The 19,589-nt window shown below is 39.6% G+C and carries 20 protein-coding genes; 12 read left to right on the top strand and 8 right to left on the bottom strand.

All coding sequences use genetic code 11. From position 1 onward, the window contains the following. Nucleotides 1–7: 7 nt before the first annotated feature. The gene (locus tag I6F47_RS16415) at nt 8–631 is read left to right on the top strand and encodes a hypothetical protein (protein ID WP_197184204.1); all 624 of its coding nucleotides are present in this window, start codon (nt 8–10) and stop codon (nt 629–631) included. Further along, on the top strand, nt 631–1,374 hold the full coding sequence (locus tag I6F47_RS16410) for a DUF3307 domain-containing protein (RefSeq protein ID WP_197184203.1): 744 nt from the start codon (nt 631–633) through the stop codon (nt 1,372–1,374). Before I6F47_RS16415 ends, I6F47_RS16410 begins: the two co-directional genes overlap by 1 nt. A 127-nt stretch (nt 1,375–1,501) precedes the next feature. Here I6F47_RS16410 and I6F47_RS16405 read toward each other — a convergent pair whose 3' ends face one another. Together I6F47_RS16405 and I6F47_RS16400 are read right to left on the bottom strand one after the other, a co-directional pair. Then, nucleotides 1,502–2,896 carry a DEAD/DEAH box helicase gene (locus tag I6F47_RS16405; protein ID WP_007586988.1) on the bottom strand — a complete coding sequence of 465 codons (1,395 nt, stop codon included), beginning with the start codon at nt 2,894–2,896 and terminating at the stop codon, nt 1,502–1,504. Between the two features lie 200 nt (nt 2,897–3,096). Next, entirely contained in the window at nt 3,097–3,936 is an 840-nt protein-coding gene (locus I6F47_RS16400; protein ID WP_007586986.1) for an isopenicillin N synthase family dioxygenase, read from the bottom strand. A gap of 267 nt (nt 3,937–4,203) precedes the next feature. On the opposite strand from I6F47_RS16400, the gene I6F47_RS16395 reads away from it, so the two are divergent. Then, complete coding sequence (locus I6F47_RS16395) at nt 4,204–5,406, top strand: bifunctional alpha/beta hydrolase/OsmC family protein (RefSeq protein WP_007586983.1); 1,203 nt, start codon at nt 4,204–4,206, stop codon at nt 5,404–5,406. A gap of 60 nt (nt 5,407–5,466) precedes the next feature. Here I6F47_RS16395 and I6F47_RS16390 read toward each other — a convergent pair whose 3' ends face one another. Together I6F47_RS16390 and I6F47_RS16385 are read right to left on the bottom strand one after the other, a co-directional pair. Further along, nucleotides 5,467–5,985, bottom strand: a complete 519-nt coding sequence (locus I6F47_RS16390; RefSeq protein WP_197184202.1) for a hypothetical protein — start codon at nt 5,983–5,985, stop codon at nt 5,467–5,469. A gap of 12 nt (nt 5,986–5,997) precedes the next feature. Further along, a complete protein-coding gene (locus I6F47_RS16385) occupies nt 5,998–6,753 on the bottom strand; it encodes an alpha/beta hydrolase (RefSeq protein WP_197184201.1) in 756 nt (251 codons plus the stop codon). A gap of 129 nt (nt 6,754–6,882) precedes the next feature. On the opposite strand from I6F47_RS16385, the gene I6F47_RS16380 reads away from it, so the two are divergent. Continuing rightward, complete coding sequence (locus I6F47_RS16380) at nt 6,883–7,206, top strand: hypothetical protein (RefSeq protein WP_010555318.1); 324 nt, start codon at nt 6,883–6,885, stop codon at nt 7,204–7,206. A gap of 72 nt (nt 7,207–7,278) precedes the next feature. On the opposite strand, the gene I6F47_RS16375 is transcribed toward I6F47_RS16380, so the two are convergent. From I6F47_RS16375 to aspS, 3 genes are all read right to left on the bottom strand, one after another. Next, nucleotides 7,279–7,875, bottom strand: coding sequence for a pentapeptide repeat-containing protein (locus I6F47_RS16375; protein WP_197102628.1), 597 nt, complete (start codon nt 7,873–7,875; stop codon nt 7,279–7,281). A 16-nt stretch (nt 7,876–7,891) separates the two neighbouring features. Continuing rightward, on the bottom strand, nt 7,892–8,122 hold the full coding sequence (locus tag I6F47_RS16370) for a hypothetical protein (protein WP_197184200.1): 231 nt from the start codon (nt 8,120–8,122) through the stop codon (nt 7,892–7,894). Nucleotides 8,123–8,240: 118 nt separating this feature from the next. Next, on the bottom strand, nt 8,241–10,019 hold the full coding sequence (aspS, locus tag I6F47_RS16365) for an aspartate--tRNA ligase (protein ID WP_165722925.1): 1,779 nt from the start codon (nt 10,017–10,019) through the stop codon (nt 8,241–8,243). Nucleotides 10,020–10,266: 247 nt separating this feature from the next. Between aspS and I6F47_RS16360 the strand changes: the two genes are divergently transcribed. The 6 genes from I6F47_RS16360 to I6F47_RS16335 all read left to right on the top strand — a co-directional run bounded on the left by I6F47_RS16360 (nt 10,267) and on the right by I6F47_RS16335 (nt 16,859). Next, a complete protein-coding gene (locus tag I6F47_RS16360; protein WP_165722926.1) occupies nt 10,267–11,115 on the top strand; it encodes a DUF72 domain-containing protein in 849 nt (282 codons plus the stop codon). A 24-nt stretch (nt 11,116–11,139) separates the two neighbouring features. Beyond that, on the top strand, nt 11,140–11,640 hold the full coding sequence (locus tag I6F47_RS16355; RefSeq protein WP_165722927.1) for a M48 metallopeptidase family protein: 501 nt from the start codon (nt 11,140–11,142) through the stop codon (nt 11,638–11,640). Nucleotides 11,641–11,870: 230 nt separating this feature from the next. Continuing rightward, nucleotides 11,871–14,054: a YHYH protein gene (locus I6F47_RS16350; protein ID WP_197184199.1), complete on the top strand. Its 2,184-nt coding sequence runs from the start codon at nt 11,871–11,873 to the stop codon at nt 14,052–14,054. Between the two features lie 36 nt (nt 14,055–14,090). Next, entirely contained in the window at nt 14,091–14,597 is a 507-nt protein-coding gene (locus I6F47_RS16345) for a hypothetical protein (RefSeq protein ID WP_165722928.1), read from the top strand. A gap of 221 nt (nt 14,598–14,818) precedes the next feature. Continuing rightward, nucleotides 14,819–16,177 (top strand): ATP-binding protein, encoded by a 1,359-nt coding sequence (locus I6F47_RS16340; protein WP_231609244.1) that lies wholly within the window; start codon nt 14,819–14,821, stop codon nt 16,175–16,177. 4 nt (nt 16,178–16,181) lie between these two features. Continuing rightward, nucleotides 16,182–16,859, top strand: a complete 678-nt coding sequence (locus I6F47_RS16335; RefSeq protein ID WP_165722930.1) for a response regulator — start codon at nt 16,182–16,184, stop codon at nt 16,857–16,859. A gap of 148 nt (nt 16,860–17,007) precedes the next feature. On the opposite strand, the gene I6F47_RS16330 is transcribed toward I6F47_RS16335, so the two are convergent. Continuing rightward, the gene (locus tag I6F47_RS16330; protein WP_007586957.1) at nt 17,008–17,694 is read right to left on the bottom strand and encodes a DUF3334 family protein; all 687 of its coding nucleotides are present in this window, start codon (nt 17,692–17,694) and stop codon (nt 17,008–17,010) included. Nucleotides 17,695–17,810: 116 nt separating this feature from the next. Here I6F47_RS16330 and cmoA point away from each other — a divergent pair, with 116 nt between their 5' ends. After that, entirely contained in the window at nt 17,811–18,536 is a 726-nt protein-coding gene (gene cmoA, locus I6F47_RS16325) for a carboxy-S-adenosyl-L-methionine synthase CmoA (protein ID WP_007378000.1), read from the top strand. A gap of 12 nt (nt 18,537–18,548) precedes the next feature. Beyond that, entirely contained in the window at nt 18,549–19,517 is a 969-nt protein-coding gene (gene cmoB, locus I6F47_RS16320; protein WP_138488804.1) for a tRNA 5-methoxyuridine(34)/uridine 5-oxyacetic acid(34) synthase CmoB, read from the top strand. The last annotated feature ends 72 nt before the right edge of the window (nt 19,518–19,589 follow it).

The following is a 19,589-nucleotide window of genomic DNA, read 5'->3' as shown; positions in this document are numbered from 1 at the left end:
GATTTTTATGATTGGTGTGATCAGCGGCGATATTATTAAATCGCAAACAATCCCTAAGCAGCAATACGATGCCATGCTTTATCAACTAGAGCAAAGTTTGCGAAACATTTCGGGGGAGCAAACACTTTGGAATATATACCGAGGCGATGCCTTTCAGTTACAAGTTAATAATCCTGAGCTTCTTTTTAAAAATGCCATACTTGTATATTTACACCTTAAATCGTCAGGTTATGAACTACGACAAAGCTTGGCACTTGGGCAAATAGATAACCCACGCAGCGATATAAAAACAGCAATCGGTTCTGCTTTTACCCTTTCGGGGCAAGGCCTTGATAAAATAGGTAATCAACGCTTTGTTTTTAATATTAATGAGCAGCAGCTTGATGAAAGCTTAAATCTTAATTTAGCCTTTGCCGACGTATTACTCACTAAAATCACACAAAAACAAGCAAATGCCCTGTATGTCTATTTAACATCATCAGACAACAGCCACGCGGCACTGGCTAAAGAGCTTAAAACAAGTCGCGAAAATGTAACAAAACTACTAAATTTAGCGCACTACCAACTTATAGAACGCTTTATTAAGCACACACAACACGTTATAAAAAATATAATTAAAGGAGGTGAATAATGGAGTTTTCACTTTTACTGGTAGCGCTTATTATTGGCCACTTACTCGCTGATTTTTACTGGCAACCTATGAGTTGGGTAAACGACAGAAACACCCGTCACTTTAAAGCCAGTAAGCTTTATTTTCATGTACTTGTGCATGGTGTAACAAGTGCACTCATTATTACCGTGTGGGAATACACATTCGGGTGGCAACAACTAAGCAGTGTTTTAATTGCCACGGCGAGCATTATGTTGAGCCATTACTTTATTGATATAGCTAAATCGTATTCTAATAAAGGCGTGGTGCCTTTTTTACTTGATCAAATAGCGCACATACTCGTTATTATTGCGCTCAGTATTTGGCTAACTGATAACAATAGCTTTATGACAGCAATTAATAATATGCTCACTGATCCCAAAATACTGTGGGTGGTATGCGGTTATTTAATTATTTTAAGTCCTAGCGCCGTATTTATAAGAATGATGTTAGAGCGTTTAACAAGTAACTTTTCAAGTACTGGTAGCTTACCACTTGCAGGGCAAAGCATAGGTATGCTTGAGCGCGTACTTATGCTGAGCTTTATATTGCTTGACCAATTTGCAGGGCTTGGCTTTTTACTTGCGGCAAAGTCGGTATTTAGGTTTGGCGATTTAAGCGCAAGCAAAGATAAAAAACTTACCGAGTACGTTATGCTCGGCACACTACTTAGCGTAAGTGTTACTTTATTTTTCGGCTTGGGTATTAACTATTTAATCAGGTAGGCAATACAGTAAGTACAAATTACAGGCAATAAAAAACGCGCTGCTTCTATTTATTCAAAAGAAGAGAGCGCGTTTTTTGTATCAGCCTTTAACCAAGTTCTAAATTAATTAAACGCCAATATGATCATTAATCGTTATTTGTGCGACGACGGCGTTGGCCACTACCGCCAACAGATTCACGCTTTGCCCATGGGTTTTGCGCATTATCATCTGTTTTAGCTGCTGGCTTTTTAGAACCACCACGACGAGGGCCGGTACCATTACCACCATTGTTCGGCTTTTTACTGTTAGGCTTGCTGCTATCAGATTTAGGCTTATTAAAAGGCTGCTTTTTCTTAGGCTTTTTAGACGGCAGTGGGCGAGCATCTAATGCGCGCTCTGCTACTGGGTTAATAGGCTCAAAACCATCTTCTTCAGCACGTGGGATAAGCTCACCAATAAAGCGCTCAATACCGTATAAATCAACAGCATCTTCTGTTGTTACAAACGAAATCGCATGACCCGACGCACCGGCACGGCCTGTACGGCCAATACGGTGAACGTAATCTTCATATACATTTGGTAAGTCGTAGTTAACAACATGCGGTAATTCAACAATGTCTAAACCACGTGCAACAATGTCTGTTGCTACTAGTACGCGTACTTCACCACTTTTAAAACCATCAAGTGCTTTAACACGTGCGCCTTGTGATTTATTACCATGGATAGCCGCGCCTACAATGTCATCGCGCTCTAGTTGTTTAACTAAGCGGTTAGCACCGTGCTTTGTACGGCTAAACACTAATACTTGTTGCCAATCGTTAGTGCGAATCAAGTGGCTTAGCAATGCTGTTTTACGTGTTTTATCTACCGCGTAAACACACTGAGTAACACTTTTTGCAGTGGTATTTTTTGCAGCAACTGAAATTTCAACTGGGTCATTAATTAACCCTTTTGCTAATGCACGAATTTCATCTGAAAATGTAGCCGAAAACATCAAGTTTTGACGTTTAGCAGGCATTTTAGCAATTAAGCGTTTAATGTCGTGAATAAAGCCCATGTCTAACATGCGGTCAGCTTCATCGAGTACAAGCACTTCAACGCTATCAAATTTAACTGCATTTTGATTATGTAAGTCGATTAAACGACCCGGCGTTGCTACTAAAATATCAACACCTTTACGAAGACGCTGCATTTGTGGGTTAATTTTAACGCCACCGTAAACTACAAATGAGCTCACATCCGAATGCTTAGCGTACTCTTCAACGTTTTCGCTTACTTGCAAAGCAAGCTCACGTGTAGGCGTTAAAATAAGTGCACGTACGTGGTTACTTTTAGCTTTAGGGCCTGACGACAAACGCTCAATAAGTGGTAATGTAAAACCCGCTGTTTTACCTGTACCTGTTTGCGCTGCTGCCATAACATCACGGCGTTCAATAATTGCAGGAATTGCTTGAGCCTGAATCGGCGTTGGCGTTTCATAGCCCTTTTCTAAAACCGCATTAACCAAAGACTGTGATAAACCTAAACCTTCAAAACTCATATAAACTCTCTTTTAAATTAGGCTACGTTAGCCAGTTGCGCGCATTATACCTGTAGTAGCTAAGAATGCATGCCATTATTTACGTTGCGAGCAATTGAGCATAGCTTAATAAAATTAAACCTGTGCTCAAGTTGCTTAAAAATGCAAAAAACGGCCATAAGCCGTTTTATATTTATACTTAATTACTCTAAGTATAAGAGTTACTTAACACCTAACTCACGCAGGCGTTCTTGCAAGTAGCTATCTGCCGTGTAGCGCTCTGAAAGCACAACATCTGGATGCGGGTGTAAAAATAACGGTAGTGAAATACGCGATTTAGTAGATGCTTTACCCGTTGGGTTAATTACACGGTGAATTGTCGATGGGAAATACCCGCCCGACGCTTCTTGTAACATGTCGCCGATATTAATAATTAAGCTGCCAAAATCACATGGCACGTCTAACCAACCGCCATCTGTTTTTTGAACTTGTAAACCAGGCTCATTAGAAGCTGGTAATACAGTCAATAAGTTAATATCGCCATGGGCTGCTGCGCGAATAGCACCTGGCTCTTCATCACCCGTCATAGGCGGATAATGTAGGATACGTAACAATGTTTGCTCAGAGCCTGCAATCATGTCTTTTAAATCAATCGAAAACTTAGCACGTACATCAGCCGGAGATTCAGCCTGAACCCAACTTAATAACGTGCCAGCAAATTCACTTGCTAAACGGTAGTATTCACGTACATCAGCTTCAAGCTCTGCAGGAACGCGACCTTTAGGGTACACATGGAAGTACTCTTTAATGTCTTTTATTGTAAAGCCTTTCGCTACTTCAGATACTGAAGGCGGAAAGTAACCGTCTTGAGTGTCTTTAGAGAATAAAAAGTCGTGCTTTTGCTCTGAGTTAAAAAAGTCTTGCCAATTTTTGTAAATAGACTCAACTAAAGACTGTGGGATTGGGTGGTTTTTTAAAACGCCAAATCCAGTATTTCTTAACGATTCAACAAATTGTGCAGCCGCATCGGGAGCTTTATAATCAACAGTAGGTAATTGCATTGTACGTTCCAGTGAATAGGTTGTGTGAAGTGAGTTGCTTTTAATAGTGCTAAATTACTTATATAAAGTAGCAAAGCCTTCATTATAGCGCTATGCGAGGATAGACAAATGACCTCAAAAACATAAGGACATATGTCCGCAAAGCATAGTCACCGCCACTTGGCTTGATCAAGATCAACTTACAAAAAAACGTTGAATTTGCAAGGTTTAGTGCTTATATATGGTCTACTAATATAATATATTTTATTTGTGTAAATAAGGCTCCCCATGCGACAAAAAGTATCTTTTAAAAGCGGCGATTTAGAACTTGCCGGCCAACTTGAACTTCCCTCTGGTGACGTTAAGTTTTACGCGCTATTTGCACACTGCTTTACCTGCGGTAAAGACATTGCAGCAGCCACCCGTATTAGCCGAGCTTTAACACAACAAGGCATTGCCGTACTACGTTTCGACTTTACCGGTTTAGGTAATAGCGATGGCGACTTTGCTAACAGTAACTTTTCATCAAACATTCAAGATTTAGTATCTGCGGCAAATCATTTACGTGAGCATTTTGCGGCGCCGCAACTACTCATTGGCCACAGTTTAGGCGGGGCTGCCGTTCTTGCTGCTGCGGAGCATATTCCTGAAGTATCGGCTATTACAACCATTGGTGCACCGTCAGATGCGCAGCACGTAGCGCATAACTTTGAAGCACACCTTGATGAAATTAACGCAGCAGGTGAAGCTAAAGTAAACTTAGCCGGCCGTGAATTTACCATTAAAAAGCAATTTATTGACGATATAGCCAAGTACGATAAAAGCCACATAAGTAAACTTAAGCGCGCATTATTAGTAATGCACTCCCCTATTGATGCGACGGTAAATATTAGTGAAGCTGAAAAAATTTATGCATCAGCCAAGCATCCTAAAAGCTTTATTAGCCTAGATAACGCCGATCACCTTTTAACAAATAAAAACGATGCCGACTACGCAGCACAAATAATTGCAACGTGGGCAAACCGTTATGTTAAGTACGACAAAACTAAATACACGGCAAGTTTAACGGGTGGCAATGTACTCGTTGAAGAAAAAGACCATGTATTTACTCAGCACGTAAGTACAAAAGATCATACTTGGCTTGCAGATGAGCCAATAAAAGTAGGCGGTAAAAATTTAGGTCCTGATCCGTATCATCACTTATTAGCAGGGCTTGGTGCCTGTACGGCCATGACACTGCGTATGTACGCTACACGTAAAAACTTACCACTGGAGCATGTAAAAGTAGAGCTTGATCACACTCGCGATTACAACAAAGATTGCGACGATTGTGAGCAAACAGGTAACCTTGAAGCAATTACCCGTAAAATCACCTTACGTGGCGACTTAACAGAGCCACAACGCCAGCGTTTACTCGAAATAGCCGACAAATGCCCAGTACATAAAACACTGCATAACAACCCGGTTATTGTAAGTGAACTGGTAGAGTAACTACCATAAAATTAATATAGCGCAGCTAACACTGCGCTGTGCTTTTAAATATAAGATTGATTAAAATTTATTAAAAAATTGTATAGCTTCAATATTAACCAAAGCTGTAGGATCACACGTATACTCAAATTCTTCCATCTGCTCAGTACTGTGCTTATTCGGTGATGAGAGAATTGCGGACTCTGGGGCATAAGCTTTTAAGAGAACACCTCCTGATTCAATTGCGTTTAGACCACTACCAAACATCTCTGCAACACTTTGCAAAGGAGTCCAACAGAAACCAATCTTATTTTGATCATATAAAAATTGGCACTCACCACGATATAGTACCAATGCTTTCCCGGTGTATTTTGGAAGAGTCAACTTTAAGACACTGAGTAAGAGTTTATCATTTGAAAGCTTACGCCTTAATTGCCCTCCGTTCTCAGTCCAAATAAGATGAACTTTATCTTTTTTAATATGTAACTCGTCATATGATCTTAATATAAATTTAAAAGCTTCTGTCCAAATTGAACCTTTGAGATCACAAGTATAAATGCCAGTTACAAATTTACGGCCTACTTGCTCATATAATTCCATTGTTACTCGTTCCTAAAGCTTATTAGTATCTAAAAACGCCCCTACTTCTTTACTCATTCTATCCACCAGCCATTTTGGTCCACCATCGTACATATCGTTATGACGCGATTTTTCTATTAGTGTTTGTGTAACAGGAAACGCATCCAGCTCTGAATCGTTTAACAACACATTCGCATCAGCTGGGTAATCACTACCCCGTAGAGTAAGTACGCGAATGCTTTTATTGCGCGGGATCAACATGCGGCGATGATCGAGCGTAATAATAGTGCTAACTTCGTTTGGATAAATAGAGCCATATAATGCGGAAATATCCCCGCCATTAGAATGCCCAAATAAGGCGAGCTTTGTAAAATCATACGCTGGGTATTTACTCGCTAGCTCATTAACTAAAAACTTAAGTGTTACTACGCCACGGTGCCAGTTTTCCATGCGAGTGGTTAAGTAAGGCTGCTCACGATTAAGGTAAGGGTCGCTTTTTAGTTCGTGTGCAACGGCTACTGTTAAATATCCACGCTGATTAAACGCATTACTAACAAACGTATATTCATTATGGCTAATTCCGTAGCCCGCATTAATAAACGCTACAGGGCATTTTACTTGCTCAGTACACTTAGCATTGTTACTTGGTAATGTAATATTGATAGGAATAGTGCGATCGCGGCTTTGATCAGTTATAACGCCATCGTTTGCATAGCTTGTTGCGCCTATTACTGATGTACTTAGAGCTAGTGCGCTTAATATAAAAAGCTTTTTAAGTATTTTTTGCATATTTAAACTTATATAAATTATTGTTTTTAATTAAAAATAACTTTTACTTTATAGCTTTGCATTCTCTATTGTCAAACTATGCGATAATAGCCGCCATTGTTTAAATATATTTAGTAAAAGATCCAATAAATGAAATCATACAATAGCATTCAAGAACGTATAGAAATCCTAGAAGACAAACTAACGGCAATACATGACGAAATCGAAACACTAAAAGCACCTGCTAAAAACAACAATGAACGTATTATTTTTAAGTTTATTGAAACAGGCAGCACAGGTAAAACGAAGGATTTTGTTCGTGAGTTAGGTATTAAATCACCACGTGACGGTTTGTTTTCGTCAGGTGACGTTACAAAACTAATTAAAGATGGCGCTGAAGATATTTCACCTGCGTTATTAGAAATCGCAAGACAGCTTGCCAGTGCACGTAATAAAAATGGCCCAAGCCGTTAATTACGCAGTCACGCAGTATCTAGAAGCCCAGCCAAGCTGTCGCTTCTAGATATGTAATCATATTAAACTAAATTAATCACATAGTTCTATATTAAGGCTGGTAAGCAAATTAAGTGCTTCGAAGCGATCAAACTTAGCATTCGTTAAAATATTATTATTCAAATCTATATTAAACGCTGTAGCACCTACAAAATCACATTTTGTTAAGTTAGTTTGAAAAAACTCACTATCGCGAAAATCTGTTCCTGTAAATTCACTACCGCTTAAATCAGCGTGTCTAAAATCAACATTTTTGGCAAAGCAGTGTGTTAGTTTGAGGGCTTTGAGGGTTAATTCAAAAAAAGAACTATTACTGAGCTCGCAATAATTAAAACTCACCGGTGCGTTAATACTAAGCGCTGGCCAATCTACATCAGCCCATTGCAAACTATTTAATTTACAGTGGCTAAAACTTACATTTTCAAGCGAACTGTAGTTCCATTTAAGTGACGATAAATTACAGTTTTTAAAACTACATTCTATAAATCGGCAATGTTTAAACTGCCCGTCTGAAAAGTCGCAATCGATAAATATACACTCTTCAAACTCAGAGTTTTCAGTTAGCTGCTCTGCGTACTGCAAAGCATTAAATTGCTCATCAAAATACTGGTTATTGTTACTTAACAACACAATTCACCTATTAAATTTAACCCGTGTAGCCATTACTTTGAGGTAAATCTTTTTTAAGCGCAAGCACTGCAATAAAAATCAAAGCAAATAGTGGAAATAGCGCTAAACAGCCACCCACAAAAGCTAAAACACCCGGCATAGTACTTTTACGCTTACCTATTTTGTAGCTAATTACAGCAAAAATAGGAATACACAGCACAATAATAAAAACTAAAAACTCACCAAATAAGGTTGCATTGATCGACATAATAATTCCTTTTCATCTGTTCGTTTAAAACACACTCTGCTATAAATTTAACCATAAAAAAACCCTCAAGCATATAACTTGAGGGTTTTTAAATTTAGCTCAAAAAAGCGAAACAAGATTACTCTTCGTTAGGTATCGCTTTTTCTACAACACTTATTGCAAGTTCAGCTAACGAGTCAAGGTTAGGTTTGCTTGGCGCGTTGGTTAATAAACACGACGCTTGTGTTGTTTTAGGGAAAGCAATAACGTCACGAATGTTATCGGTACCACATAAAAGCATTGCTAAACGGTCAAGACCAAATGCTAAACCAGCATGCGGTGGTGTGCCGTATTTAAGTGCATCAAGTAAAAAACCAAACTTGTCTTGTTGCTCTTGCTCGTTAATACCTAAAATTCTAAATGCAGTTTCTTGCATATCTGCATTATGAATACGTACCGAACCGCCACCCACTTCGTAGCCGTTCAATACCATGTCGTAGGCATCTGAAATAGCCGCAGCAGGGTTTGCTTCAAGCTCACTTGCAGTAATATCTTTTGGTGCAGTGAATGGATGATGCACAGCATGTAATGTGCCTTCGTCATCTTCTTCAAACATTGGGAAGTCTACAACCCAAAGTGGTGCCCAACTATTAAGGTTAGTGATTTCTAAGTCAACACCAATCTTAACGCGCAGTGCGCCCATTGCTTCATTTACTGTGTTGCGCTTATCGGCACCAAATAAAATGATATCGCCAGACTGTGCATTAGTACGCTCAAGTAATTTAGTAATTACGTCTTCGCTTAAAAACTTAGCCACTGGTGATTGAACACCTTCAGCGCCTGCAGTGTGGTCATTTACTTTCATCCACGCCATACCTTTAGCGCCGTAAATACCAATAAACTTAGTGTAATCGTCAAGTTGTTTACGAGAAAGCTTAGCGCCACCCGGTACAGTTAACACAGCAACGCGACCTTTTTCGTCGTTAGCCGGACCTGAGAAAACATTAAACTCTACGTCTTTAACTAAATCTGCAACATCAACCAATTTCATTGGGTTACGCAAATCTGGTTTATCAGAACCGTAAAGGCTCATTGCCTCGCTGTAAGGCATGATTGGAAAATCGCCTAAATCAACGTTTAACAATGTTTGCCACATCTCGCGGATCATTTTTTCAGTCATACCACGTACTTGATCAGAGCTCATGAACGAGGTTTCTATATCTATTTGGGTAAATTCTGGTTGACGATCGGCACGTAAATCTTCATCACGGAAACATTTAACAATTTGGTAGTAACGGTCAAAACCCGACATCATCAACAATTGCTTAAATAACTGTGGAGACTGTGGTAAAGCGTAAAAACTACCTTTATGAACGCGGCTTGGCACTAAGTAATCGCGTGCGCCTTCTGGCGTTGCTTTAGTAAGTACAGGTGTTTCGATGTCTAAAAAGCCATTTTCATCTAAAAAGCGACGAACAAAGCTGCTTGCTTTAGCACGTAATTTAATACGGTCACTCATTTCTAGACGACGTAGGTCTAAGTAACGGTATTTTAAACGACGCTCTTCTGAGTTTACTTGGTTAAAATCAAGTGGTAGCGGTTCAGAGCGGTTAATAATTGTAAGCTCAGTACCTAAAACTTCAATTTCACCTGTTGCCATATCTTTATTTACTTGGCTTTCAGGGCGTGCACGTACAGTACCTTTTAGCTGAACACAAAATTCTTGGCGAAGTGTGTTAGCTGAACTCATTAACTCTTCAATGTCAGAGTCGAATACAACTTGTACTAAACCTTCTCTATCGCGTAAATCGACAAAGATAAGTCCACCAAGGTCACGTCGTTTGTTGATCCAGCCACATAGTTCAACTTCTTGATCTATGTGAGTTTTATTTAGCTGTCCGCAATATATAGAGCGCATAGTTTTCCTGTCAGATAAAAGGCTTAAACGGTTATATTTATTTGTTTTAAGGCGTGTGATTTAAAAAACAGGTCACCACAATACAAATAAAGCCGCTAGCAATCTAAAAATAATCAAATTAAGCCCTGCATTATACTCAACTAACATCAAGATGCTAGGGCGTGTGCCGCTTTTGCCCCTGAATTTACAGCAGCTTGTTTTGTTATTTGCTACACTATTGCCACTTTATAATAAGGCGCTAGTTTGTATGTTATATATTGGATGCCCGCAGTGGTCGAGTAATGCATGGAAAGGCAATTTATTTTCAAGCCAATGTAAAAGCGCCGATATGCTTAGTCAATACGCACAACACTTTAACTCTGTTGAAGGCAATACCAGCTTTTACGCTGATCCTGCGCCAAGCACCGTATTGCGCTGGGCAAACAGCGTACCCGACGATTTTAAATTTACGTTTAAGTTTAATCGTCGCTTTAGCCACGAGCTGCACCTAACTAATGTTCAAACCGAGCTCACTGATTGGCTTAACTTGTTCTCCCCTATTTTAGAAAAAACCGGGCAAATCATGCTGCAATTACCTAAAGCATTTGGTCCTGGTGACTTACCCAAACTCGCACAATTTATTAGCCTATTACCAAAAGAGGTTAATTACGGTGTAGAGGTACGTCATACTGCGTTTTTTCAAAAGGGCGAAGCCGAAATAGCGCTTAATCAGTTATTAATGGCAAACAACATAAATCGTATATCGATGGATACTCGCGCCCTATTTGCGGTAAAACCAACAACCGAAGCGCTAATAGATGCACAGCAAAAAAAGCCCCACTTACCGGTACATGCAATAGCTACTGGCTCAGAGCCCATGGCGCGCTTTGTAATAGCTGACTTAGAAAACGACTATAAACCCTTTTATAAACCGTGGCTGAGTAAAGTAAAACAATGGCTTGATGAAGGAAAAACGCCTTATGTGTTTTTTCATACGGCAGATAACCGAGAAGCACCTTTATTAGCCAGGCAGTTTTGTAAGGACCTTGGTTATAATCACAAAGCATTAAACCCATTTACTGGCGAAAAAGAAGCCCACCAGCAAGCACTTTTTTAAAAGTAAAACGACAGAGCAATAATAATGAGTGAATACGCACGTTACTTTACCGGCTACCCAGCTAACATTGTTGAGCAAGTATTAAGCCTTATAAATAACAAAAAGGTATGTGACTACTTACTTAAAAAGTACCCGCAAGCACATACCATTACTAGCGATAAACTACTTTATAACTACGCAACCGAGCTTAAAAAACAGTATTTAAAAAATGCACCACCGTTTGGGCGCGCAGCATTTAAAAAGCAAGGCGACATGGTCACCAACGCACTTGGTACACATACGTATCGAATGCAAGGTAAAACCCGTAAGCACGATTTAGCGATAAACAGCGACTTACTGCGCGCTCCCGAGCCATTATTAAAAGCGTTAGTGGTACATGAGCTCGCCCACTTTAAAGAAAAAGATCACAACAAAGGCTTTTATCAACTTTGCTGCCATATGGAGCCGAGTTATCACCAGCTAGAGTTAGATTTAAGAATTTTTTGTGTGGTCGTCGCAATGGGAGAAAATCCTTATTTAAAATAAGGGTTTTACCGTTATTTAACTGAGTGAAAATAACGCCCATGCTTAAGTTAATATTTCCTTCCATAACCAAGCGTTCATACCCAGTCTTTTATCCCCGTAAGCAACTCACAACTTAACGCCTGCCCTTAATAAAAACAAAAAAGTTTAAAACTACATAATTGCCCTACATTTGAGAACTACACTCTTAATAGCTAATTCTTTCTATGTACTCTTAATCTTTGGAGTTTTAAATGATGAAAAATACCTATGCCTTTTTACTCAGTGCACTGTGCTGCTTAACCTTAAGTGCCTGCAACGAGCAAAACAGCCAATCACTTGAACAATCAAACCTCAATGATTTTACTCTAACAAGCTCAAAGGTAAGCGATGGCGGTGATTTGCCTATTACTTATACATGCGATGGGCAAAGCATTAGCCCTCCACTTAACTGGAGCGGTGCACCTAACACAACCAAATATTATGCGTTAATTATGGATCATAAAGCGCCAGAGGGAATGCATTGGTATTGGACCATGTATAATATTACCGCCAATAAAACACAAATTAAAGCGGGCGAAACTCTCGGTGAAGTAGGCTCTAATAGCGTAAACGATTTAAACCAATACGCGCCACCTTGCTCTAAAGGCCCGGGTGAAAAAAGCTATACTTATACTGTGTACGCATTATCTGCACCGGTTACCTTTAATAGCGATACAAAGGTAGATCGCTCAGCATTACTCGCTGCTGTAAAAGATATTACGCTCGATACTGCAAGTATGACGGTTAAATACTCGCGAAGCGCCAGTAGCGCCGAGCACAAACCTAATACAAGACTAAAACCAAATGAGCAACCAAAGCCTGATAAATCATATTTAACCGCTAACGTAAAATCACCTCGTTGCGATGCTATTACACAATCAGTAAGTAATGCAGGGTTTAATAAAAGCGTATCTGTTACGTGCGATGAACAATATGCTTATATTGCCTCATCTACTTATCCTGATCATGACGTAATGACAGGTATTACAGGTACTAACGAGCAAATACCCGTTCCAGCTAAAGACTACGCCGCACCTATAAAGTTAAACCCGAAAAAAGCAAAAACAATAACAACAATTGATGCAGCCGTAGGTGTTGCCGTTAATGGCGTACCAATATACGACTATTCTTCGCAAGGTGAACTGGACGTAAATAGCTACGATGAAAAACACGACACTTTAGCACTTGGACAGTTAGATATATGTGGCGGACACGCAGGACGAGGTGATGACTACCATTATCATGTATCGCCAACGTGTATGATTGACACAATGAAAAACCAATCAAGCGATGCCATTATTGGTTGGGCTTACGATGGTTACCCGCTGTATAGCAGTAAAAACCCAGACGGTAGTGCAATTGCCAAAGGTGACCTTGATGTATGTAACGGACAAACCGATGACACATTTGGCTATCGCTACCAAACATCAGCTACGCCGCCGTATATTATTCAGTGCTTAGTAGGTGAAGTAGATACCGCAAAATTACCAAGAGTGGCACCACTGAGTGGCGATACTCAAGGTATAAGAGCCGATCTGCGCCCGCCACAAGGAGACGTTGAAAACTTAACGCACACAATCTCTGAAAACGGCAGCCGTACAATGAGCTACTCATATAAAGGCGAAAACTACTTTACTACCTACAGCCCTGCATCACAGGGAAAAGACTGCTATAGCTTTAAACAAAAAACCATCAGTAATGGTGGCAAAGTTCAAACAGGTACATTTTGTAGAGGTCCGCAACCAAATCACCTTACTCCTACAGTCACTAAGAAAAATACAAATCCTACCATTACAGGCAAGCACAACTTAAAGCTAGAAGCATGGGCTGATAACTGGTTTACAGCCTACATAGGCGAGCAGTTACTTGTTGAAGATTCTGTGCCTATAACCACAGAACGCTCATTTAATGCCGAAAGCATTACGTTTTCTGCAAACTACCCTATTGAGCTTAATTTAATAATTAAAGACTTTAAGCAAAACGACACAGGGCTTGAATACATCGGTGCTAAAAATCAGCAAATGGGTGATGGCGGTTTTATTATGCAACTTACCAACACCGATACAAATAAAGTAATTGCGGTAAGCAATAAAAGCTTTAAATGCGAAATACTTCACAAAGCGCCGCTTAACAAATTATGCGAAAGCGAAACAAACCCTGTAGCGGGCGAAGGCGCTTGTGCGTTTATGTCAAAAGAAGCACCAACTAACTGGCTGCAAAGTAACTTTGACGATACGAATTGGGCTAATGCAGTAGAGCACAACTTTGCCGATGTAGGACCAAAAGACGGTTACGACGATATTAACTGGGATAAAAACGCAAAGTTCATATGGGGCGAAGACTTAGAAACCGACAACACCCTTATTTGTAAAGTAACTATTGAGCAACCTCAATAAACAAAAAGGTCTCCGCTTCAATAAAAGGTAGTAATTATGTATTTTTTTAAAAAATTAAAATGGCTAATGCTAGCGTGTATTTTAACAAGTATGTGCGCTCAAGTGAGCGCACATGTATTAAAAAACACAACAGCCCAAGTAATTTTAAGAGACGGGCAAGTTGAGGTTAAAGTATTAACTAATGCTGAGCATTTAATTTCAGCGCTGCAAAGCGAGCAAGCATGGCTTATGGGCGATATTGATAAGCTTATGCCTACAAACTTAAGTGCCGAGCAACAAGAAGAGTTTGTAAAAAATGCACTTAAACAAAAAACGAGCTTACGTGTAAATCAGCAAATTATCGTGTTTGAACGCGTCGCTTTTACCACCAGCAGCAACGAAGCGCACGACCTAGAAATTGTTTTTCAAGCGAAGCACACATTTACAACAGTAGATGAGCTTGCCATATCGTTCCCTAAAAGTTTAGGCGCAGTACACGCAAGCTTTGTAAAACCACAATATAAGTTACTGGGTGCTGGCGATACCGCAAAAATAAAGTTCTAGCCCAAGAATCAACATACCTAAAAGCTTACTTAAAAAGGATTTTAGTAAGCAACTCCCTAAATACGCTAATTGTAGGCACATAATCAATATGCAATACTGCTTGGTACGTTAACGTCATGATTTTTACTATTTGCCAATCAGTGAAATTAATACATAAATTCTTTTTAGCTTTTTTTATCACTAATATCGCCCTTGTTGGGCTTATGTTTGTGTTTATATACATGACCTTTTCGTCAGGTTTTAACGACTTTGTTGAACAAGAAGAAACAAAACATGTAGCAATGGTTAAGCATCAACTTATTGAGCTTTATAGCGGATTAGGCAGTTGGCAACCCATTACACAAAGCACGCAATTATGGCGCTCTATTGTAGAGCCGCAAAAAAAGCCAGGCGAGCCCAAAGCGAATAAACACACAAGCACCCCACCCAAACCAAATAACAGCAATGCAACGCCTTCTTTATTGTGGGTACACTTACCTGCAGGTTCCCTTAAAACAGGGCAACGTATAAGTTTATATGATCAAAATAAAAAGGTTGTTATTGGTAGGGCTAATTTAAACGACAACCCACATATAGAACCTATTTTATTAAACAATAACGTTATAGGCTGGATAGGTTTAGTCCCTTCAAAACTTGTGCAAAGTAGCCCAACAAAAGCGTTTTTAGCAGCGCAATTTCATAACTATTTTATGATCACATTACTCGTTATTGTGCTCGCATTTATTATGGCTATTGTGTTATCTCGCCATTTAATAAAACCAATAAAGCAAATAGTGACTGGCACCGATGAGTTAACAAAAGGAAATTTTGCCAGCAGAATCATCCCCTCTAGTAAAGATGAGCTAGGTACCCTATCCAACAACTTTAACGCCTTAGCCCACACGCTTGAGCAAAACCAACAAATGCGATTTCAATGGGTGTCAGACACATCCCACGAATTAAGAACCCCACTTACCGTACTACGCTCGCATTTACTAGCCGTACAAGATGGCGTATTTACAGCCGATACAAAGCGCATTAATTTACTCATAAACCAAGTAGATAATTTAAGTCACATTGTTGACGACCTAGCCCAACTAGCACAAACAGATAGCGTTAATTTAACCTATAGCAATGCACACATTGATTTAATAAACATTTTTGAGCAATCAATTGAAAACTACACCGCTCGCTTTAAAGAGCGTGAATTAAATGTAGACAGCAAAAGTTTAACCAAAGCCGGCAAATGTATAATAAATGGCGATAAAGAACGCCTTGTGCAATTATTTTCAAACCTGTTAGAAAATACCTGCAGATACACGCATAAAGGTGGGCAAGTAATAATACTTGCCAACAAAACACCCAATAACATTGAGCTTATTTTACAAGACTCAGCCCCAAGTGTTTTACCAAACGAATTACAAAAATTGTTTGAGCGTTTTTATCGCGTTGAAAAGTCTCGAAGCCGAGAGCACGGCGGCTCGGGCTTAGGACTTGCACTTTGCAAACAAATAGTAGAGGCACATGGCGGTCAAATATCGTTGCACAACTCACCACTTGGTGGGCTAGAAGTAAAAATAACGCTGACACTTTTAGGTTAAAATAATGGCATCACAAAAAATACTTATCGTTGAAGACGAAGAAAACATTGCAGAGGTACTTATTGCCTATGCTAAGCAACAAAATTACGAAACTGAGCACTTTAATAGCGGCAAAGGTGTAGTTAGTTTTGTAAAACAAAACGCTGTAGATTTAATACTTCTTGATTTAATGCTGCCAGATGTTGATGGCACAGAGCTATGTAAGCAAATTAGAGTCTTTTCAAGTGTGCCTATTATTATGCTTACCGCAAAAAGTGAAGAAATAGACCGCTTACTGGGTTTAGAGCTCGGCGCCGATGACTACATATGCAAACCTTTCAGCCCTAAAGAAGTTATAGCACGCATAAAAGCCGTACTAAGAAGAACCAGCCAGCCTAAAACAAATATCATCAATCATAATAATTTTCAATTGCACAAAGACGATTTCGAAGCACGCCTTAACGGAAAAAGCATTGGCTTTACCGCCGTCGAATTTAAAATCTTTTTACTATTTATAAGTCACGTAGGGCGTGTTTTTACCCGCGAAGATATTATTAATAACGTATACAGCGACACAACCGACATCTCCGATCGCAACATAGATACACACATTAAAAATATACGAAAAAAGATTAACGACATTCAAGCAGGACTAAACCCAATAGCTGCGGTTTATAGTGTGGGTTATAAGTTTAAAGAGTAGGTTTACTTATTCAAATAAAGCTAACATGACGAAAAAGCGCGATATAAATCGCGCTTTTATTTTAATCACTAACCCGAACACTCATAACTAAAGATTAATAGCTGAGCAGTCGTTGGGTTTCGCTTCGCTCTACCCAACCTACATATAATTAAAGTCCTAAGCCTGCCATAAAGTCGTCATCGGCATCGTCTTGCTCTACTGCGGTAGATGCTTTTTCTTTGTCCGCTTTTTTACGTGCTTCGTTTTCAATTATGTCATCAGGGTCTAGTGCTTCTGCAATATCAAAGTCGTGTAATTTAATAAACTCTGTTTTATCCATCGCTAATTCCAAGTAAAAGATATTTTGTTTACTTGTAGTGAATGTTACGCGGCGGGCTTGCGGGCGATCCATGGTGGTATCTACCGATATTTGCACTTGCTTGTTTATTGCCATCATTTTTGGCTGGTTTTGCGTAATTGAAGTATGTAACTGCTCGCGCACTTTAGACGTAAAGTCGCCAACAATTTGATTCATCAACTCGCCTAGTACGTTTGATACGTCGTCTGATAAATGGCTATGCGCTATTTCATCTTCTGGCATTCCCATGTTTCGCATGTAATCGCCATAAATTTCCATCGCCGCTTGCGAAGTAAAGTTGGTAATTACAAGCCCTGTAAAACCGCCGTCAAATAAAACAAAGCAGCCAATATCTGGTCGCATACATGTACGTGTTATTTTTTGCACCATGGCTGAGTAGCTAATACCATTACCACTGGCTGAAGTGAGTACGCCTGTCACTGAATGACAAAGGGTTGCTAATATATCGTCTGTGCTGATGACCTTACTTTTGCTCATTTAATCTTCTCTTTTATACTTATTATTCATAATTCTAGTCAAGCTACTGAATTTATCACTGACTATCCAGTATAAAATGTTAAAATAGCGCCATTATTTACAAAGAGACTGCCTTCGTGACCATAAAAGACAGTATTTATGCCTCTGAGCAACAAGTAAAAGATTTTAGCTTTGACCAAAATGTAGTCGAAGTTTTTCCAGATATGATTCAGCGCTCGGTACCGGGCTACGCAACTATTGTAAGTACAATGGGTAAACTTGCGGGTGAATACGCGCAAAGTAACTCAAATCTTTATGATTTAGGCTGCTCACTGGGCGCAGTAACACTTAGCATGCGACGAAATATTCGCACCGATAACTGCCATATAATAGCGGTAGATAACTCTCAAGCTATGGTTGAGCGTTGTAAGGTACATTTACAAGGTTTTAAATCAGATGTACCTGTTACTGTTACTTTAGGCGATATTAACGAACTTGAGATTCAAAACGCCTCAGTAGTAGCAATGAACTTTACGCTGCAGTTTATTCCGCATGCTCAGCGTCAAGCCGTGCTTGAAAAAATATACGCTAATTTAAAACCTGGCGGCGTATTGCTGTTGAGCGAAAAAATTAAAGCTGAAAACGAGCAATGCGATAATTTATTGATTGATTTGCACCACGACTTTAAACGACACAATGGTTACTCTGAGCTTGAAATAAGCCAAAAGCGTACCGCCATCGAAAACGTTATGCGCCCAGATACACTAAGCGCTCACTTTACTCGCTTACAAGATATTGGTTTTAGCCAAACTCAAGTGTGGTATCAATGTTTTAATTTTTGCTCAATGGTAGCAATTAAATAAAGAGAGTCATCCATGTCTCAATGGTTTAACCAATTTTACGCATCTATCGCACAAAGCCCACTTAGTCATTGGCTAGAAACCCTACCTGCACAATTAAAACATTGGCAAAACGAGGCTAGCCACGGTGATTTACCTAAATGGCAAAAAGTACTTAAAAACTTGCCAGAGGTGGCGACTTCGCACGTTGATATTTCTACTAAGGTAGAAATTGGTGCACCAGGGGAGATGAGTGATGGCGAGCAAAAGCAAGCCATGCATTTATTAAAACGCATGATGCCATGGCGCAAAGGCCCATTTAGTGTGCACGGAATTGAAATAGACACAGAGTGGCGCAGTGATTGGAAGTGGGACCGCCTGCTTCCTCATATTGAGCCATTAAAAGGTCGCACTGTTTTAGATATTGGTTGTGGCTCAGGTTATCATTTATGGCGTATGCGTGGTGAAGGCGCAGAGTTTGTAGTGGGTATTGATCCGTCTGATTTATTTTTATGTCAGTTTCAGGCAATTAAACACTACAACCCAGACGAAAATGTGCATTTACTGCCACTAGGTGTTGAAGCATTACCGGAACTTAAAGCGTTTGATACAGTTTTTTCGATGGGCGTACTTTATCATCGTCGCTCACCTATCGACTTTTTAGCACAGTTAAAAGCCCAGCTTCGCCCAGGCGGCGAACTCGTACTTGAAACGCTAGTAATTGAAGGTGATGAAAACACAGTATTAGTCCCTACCGACCGCTACGCTAAAATGCGCAACGTTTGGTTTATTCCAAGTACTGCAGCATTAAAACTCTGGATGGAACGCGTTGGCTTTAAAGATGTGCAAATAAAAGATTGCGCTATTACCACGCTTGAAGAGCAACGCAAAACCGATTGGATGGAAAACGAATCGTTAATCGACTTTTTAGATCCAAACGATACAAGTAAAACAATTGAAGGCTACCCCGCTCCACTTCGAGCCATATTAACCGCAAAAGCATAGCTGTTAATTTAACGCCTTTAATACTAAAAAAACGCCTACGGGCGTTTTTTTGTTTATTTAAACAACAGACAG

Origin of the sequence: Pseudoalteromonas sp. NZS37, from assembly GCF_015864265.1 — a bacterium.
Lineage (GTDB): Bacteria > Pseudomonadota > Gammaproteobacteria > Enterobacterales > Alteromonadaceae > Pseudoalteromonas > Pseudoalteromonas arctica.
This window is presented reverse-complemented; position numbering and strand designations above follow the sequence as displayed.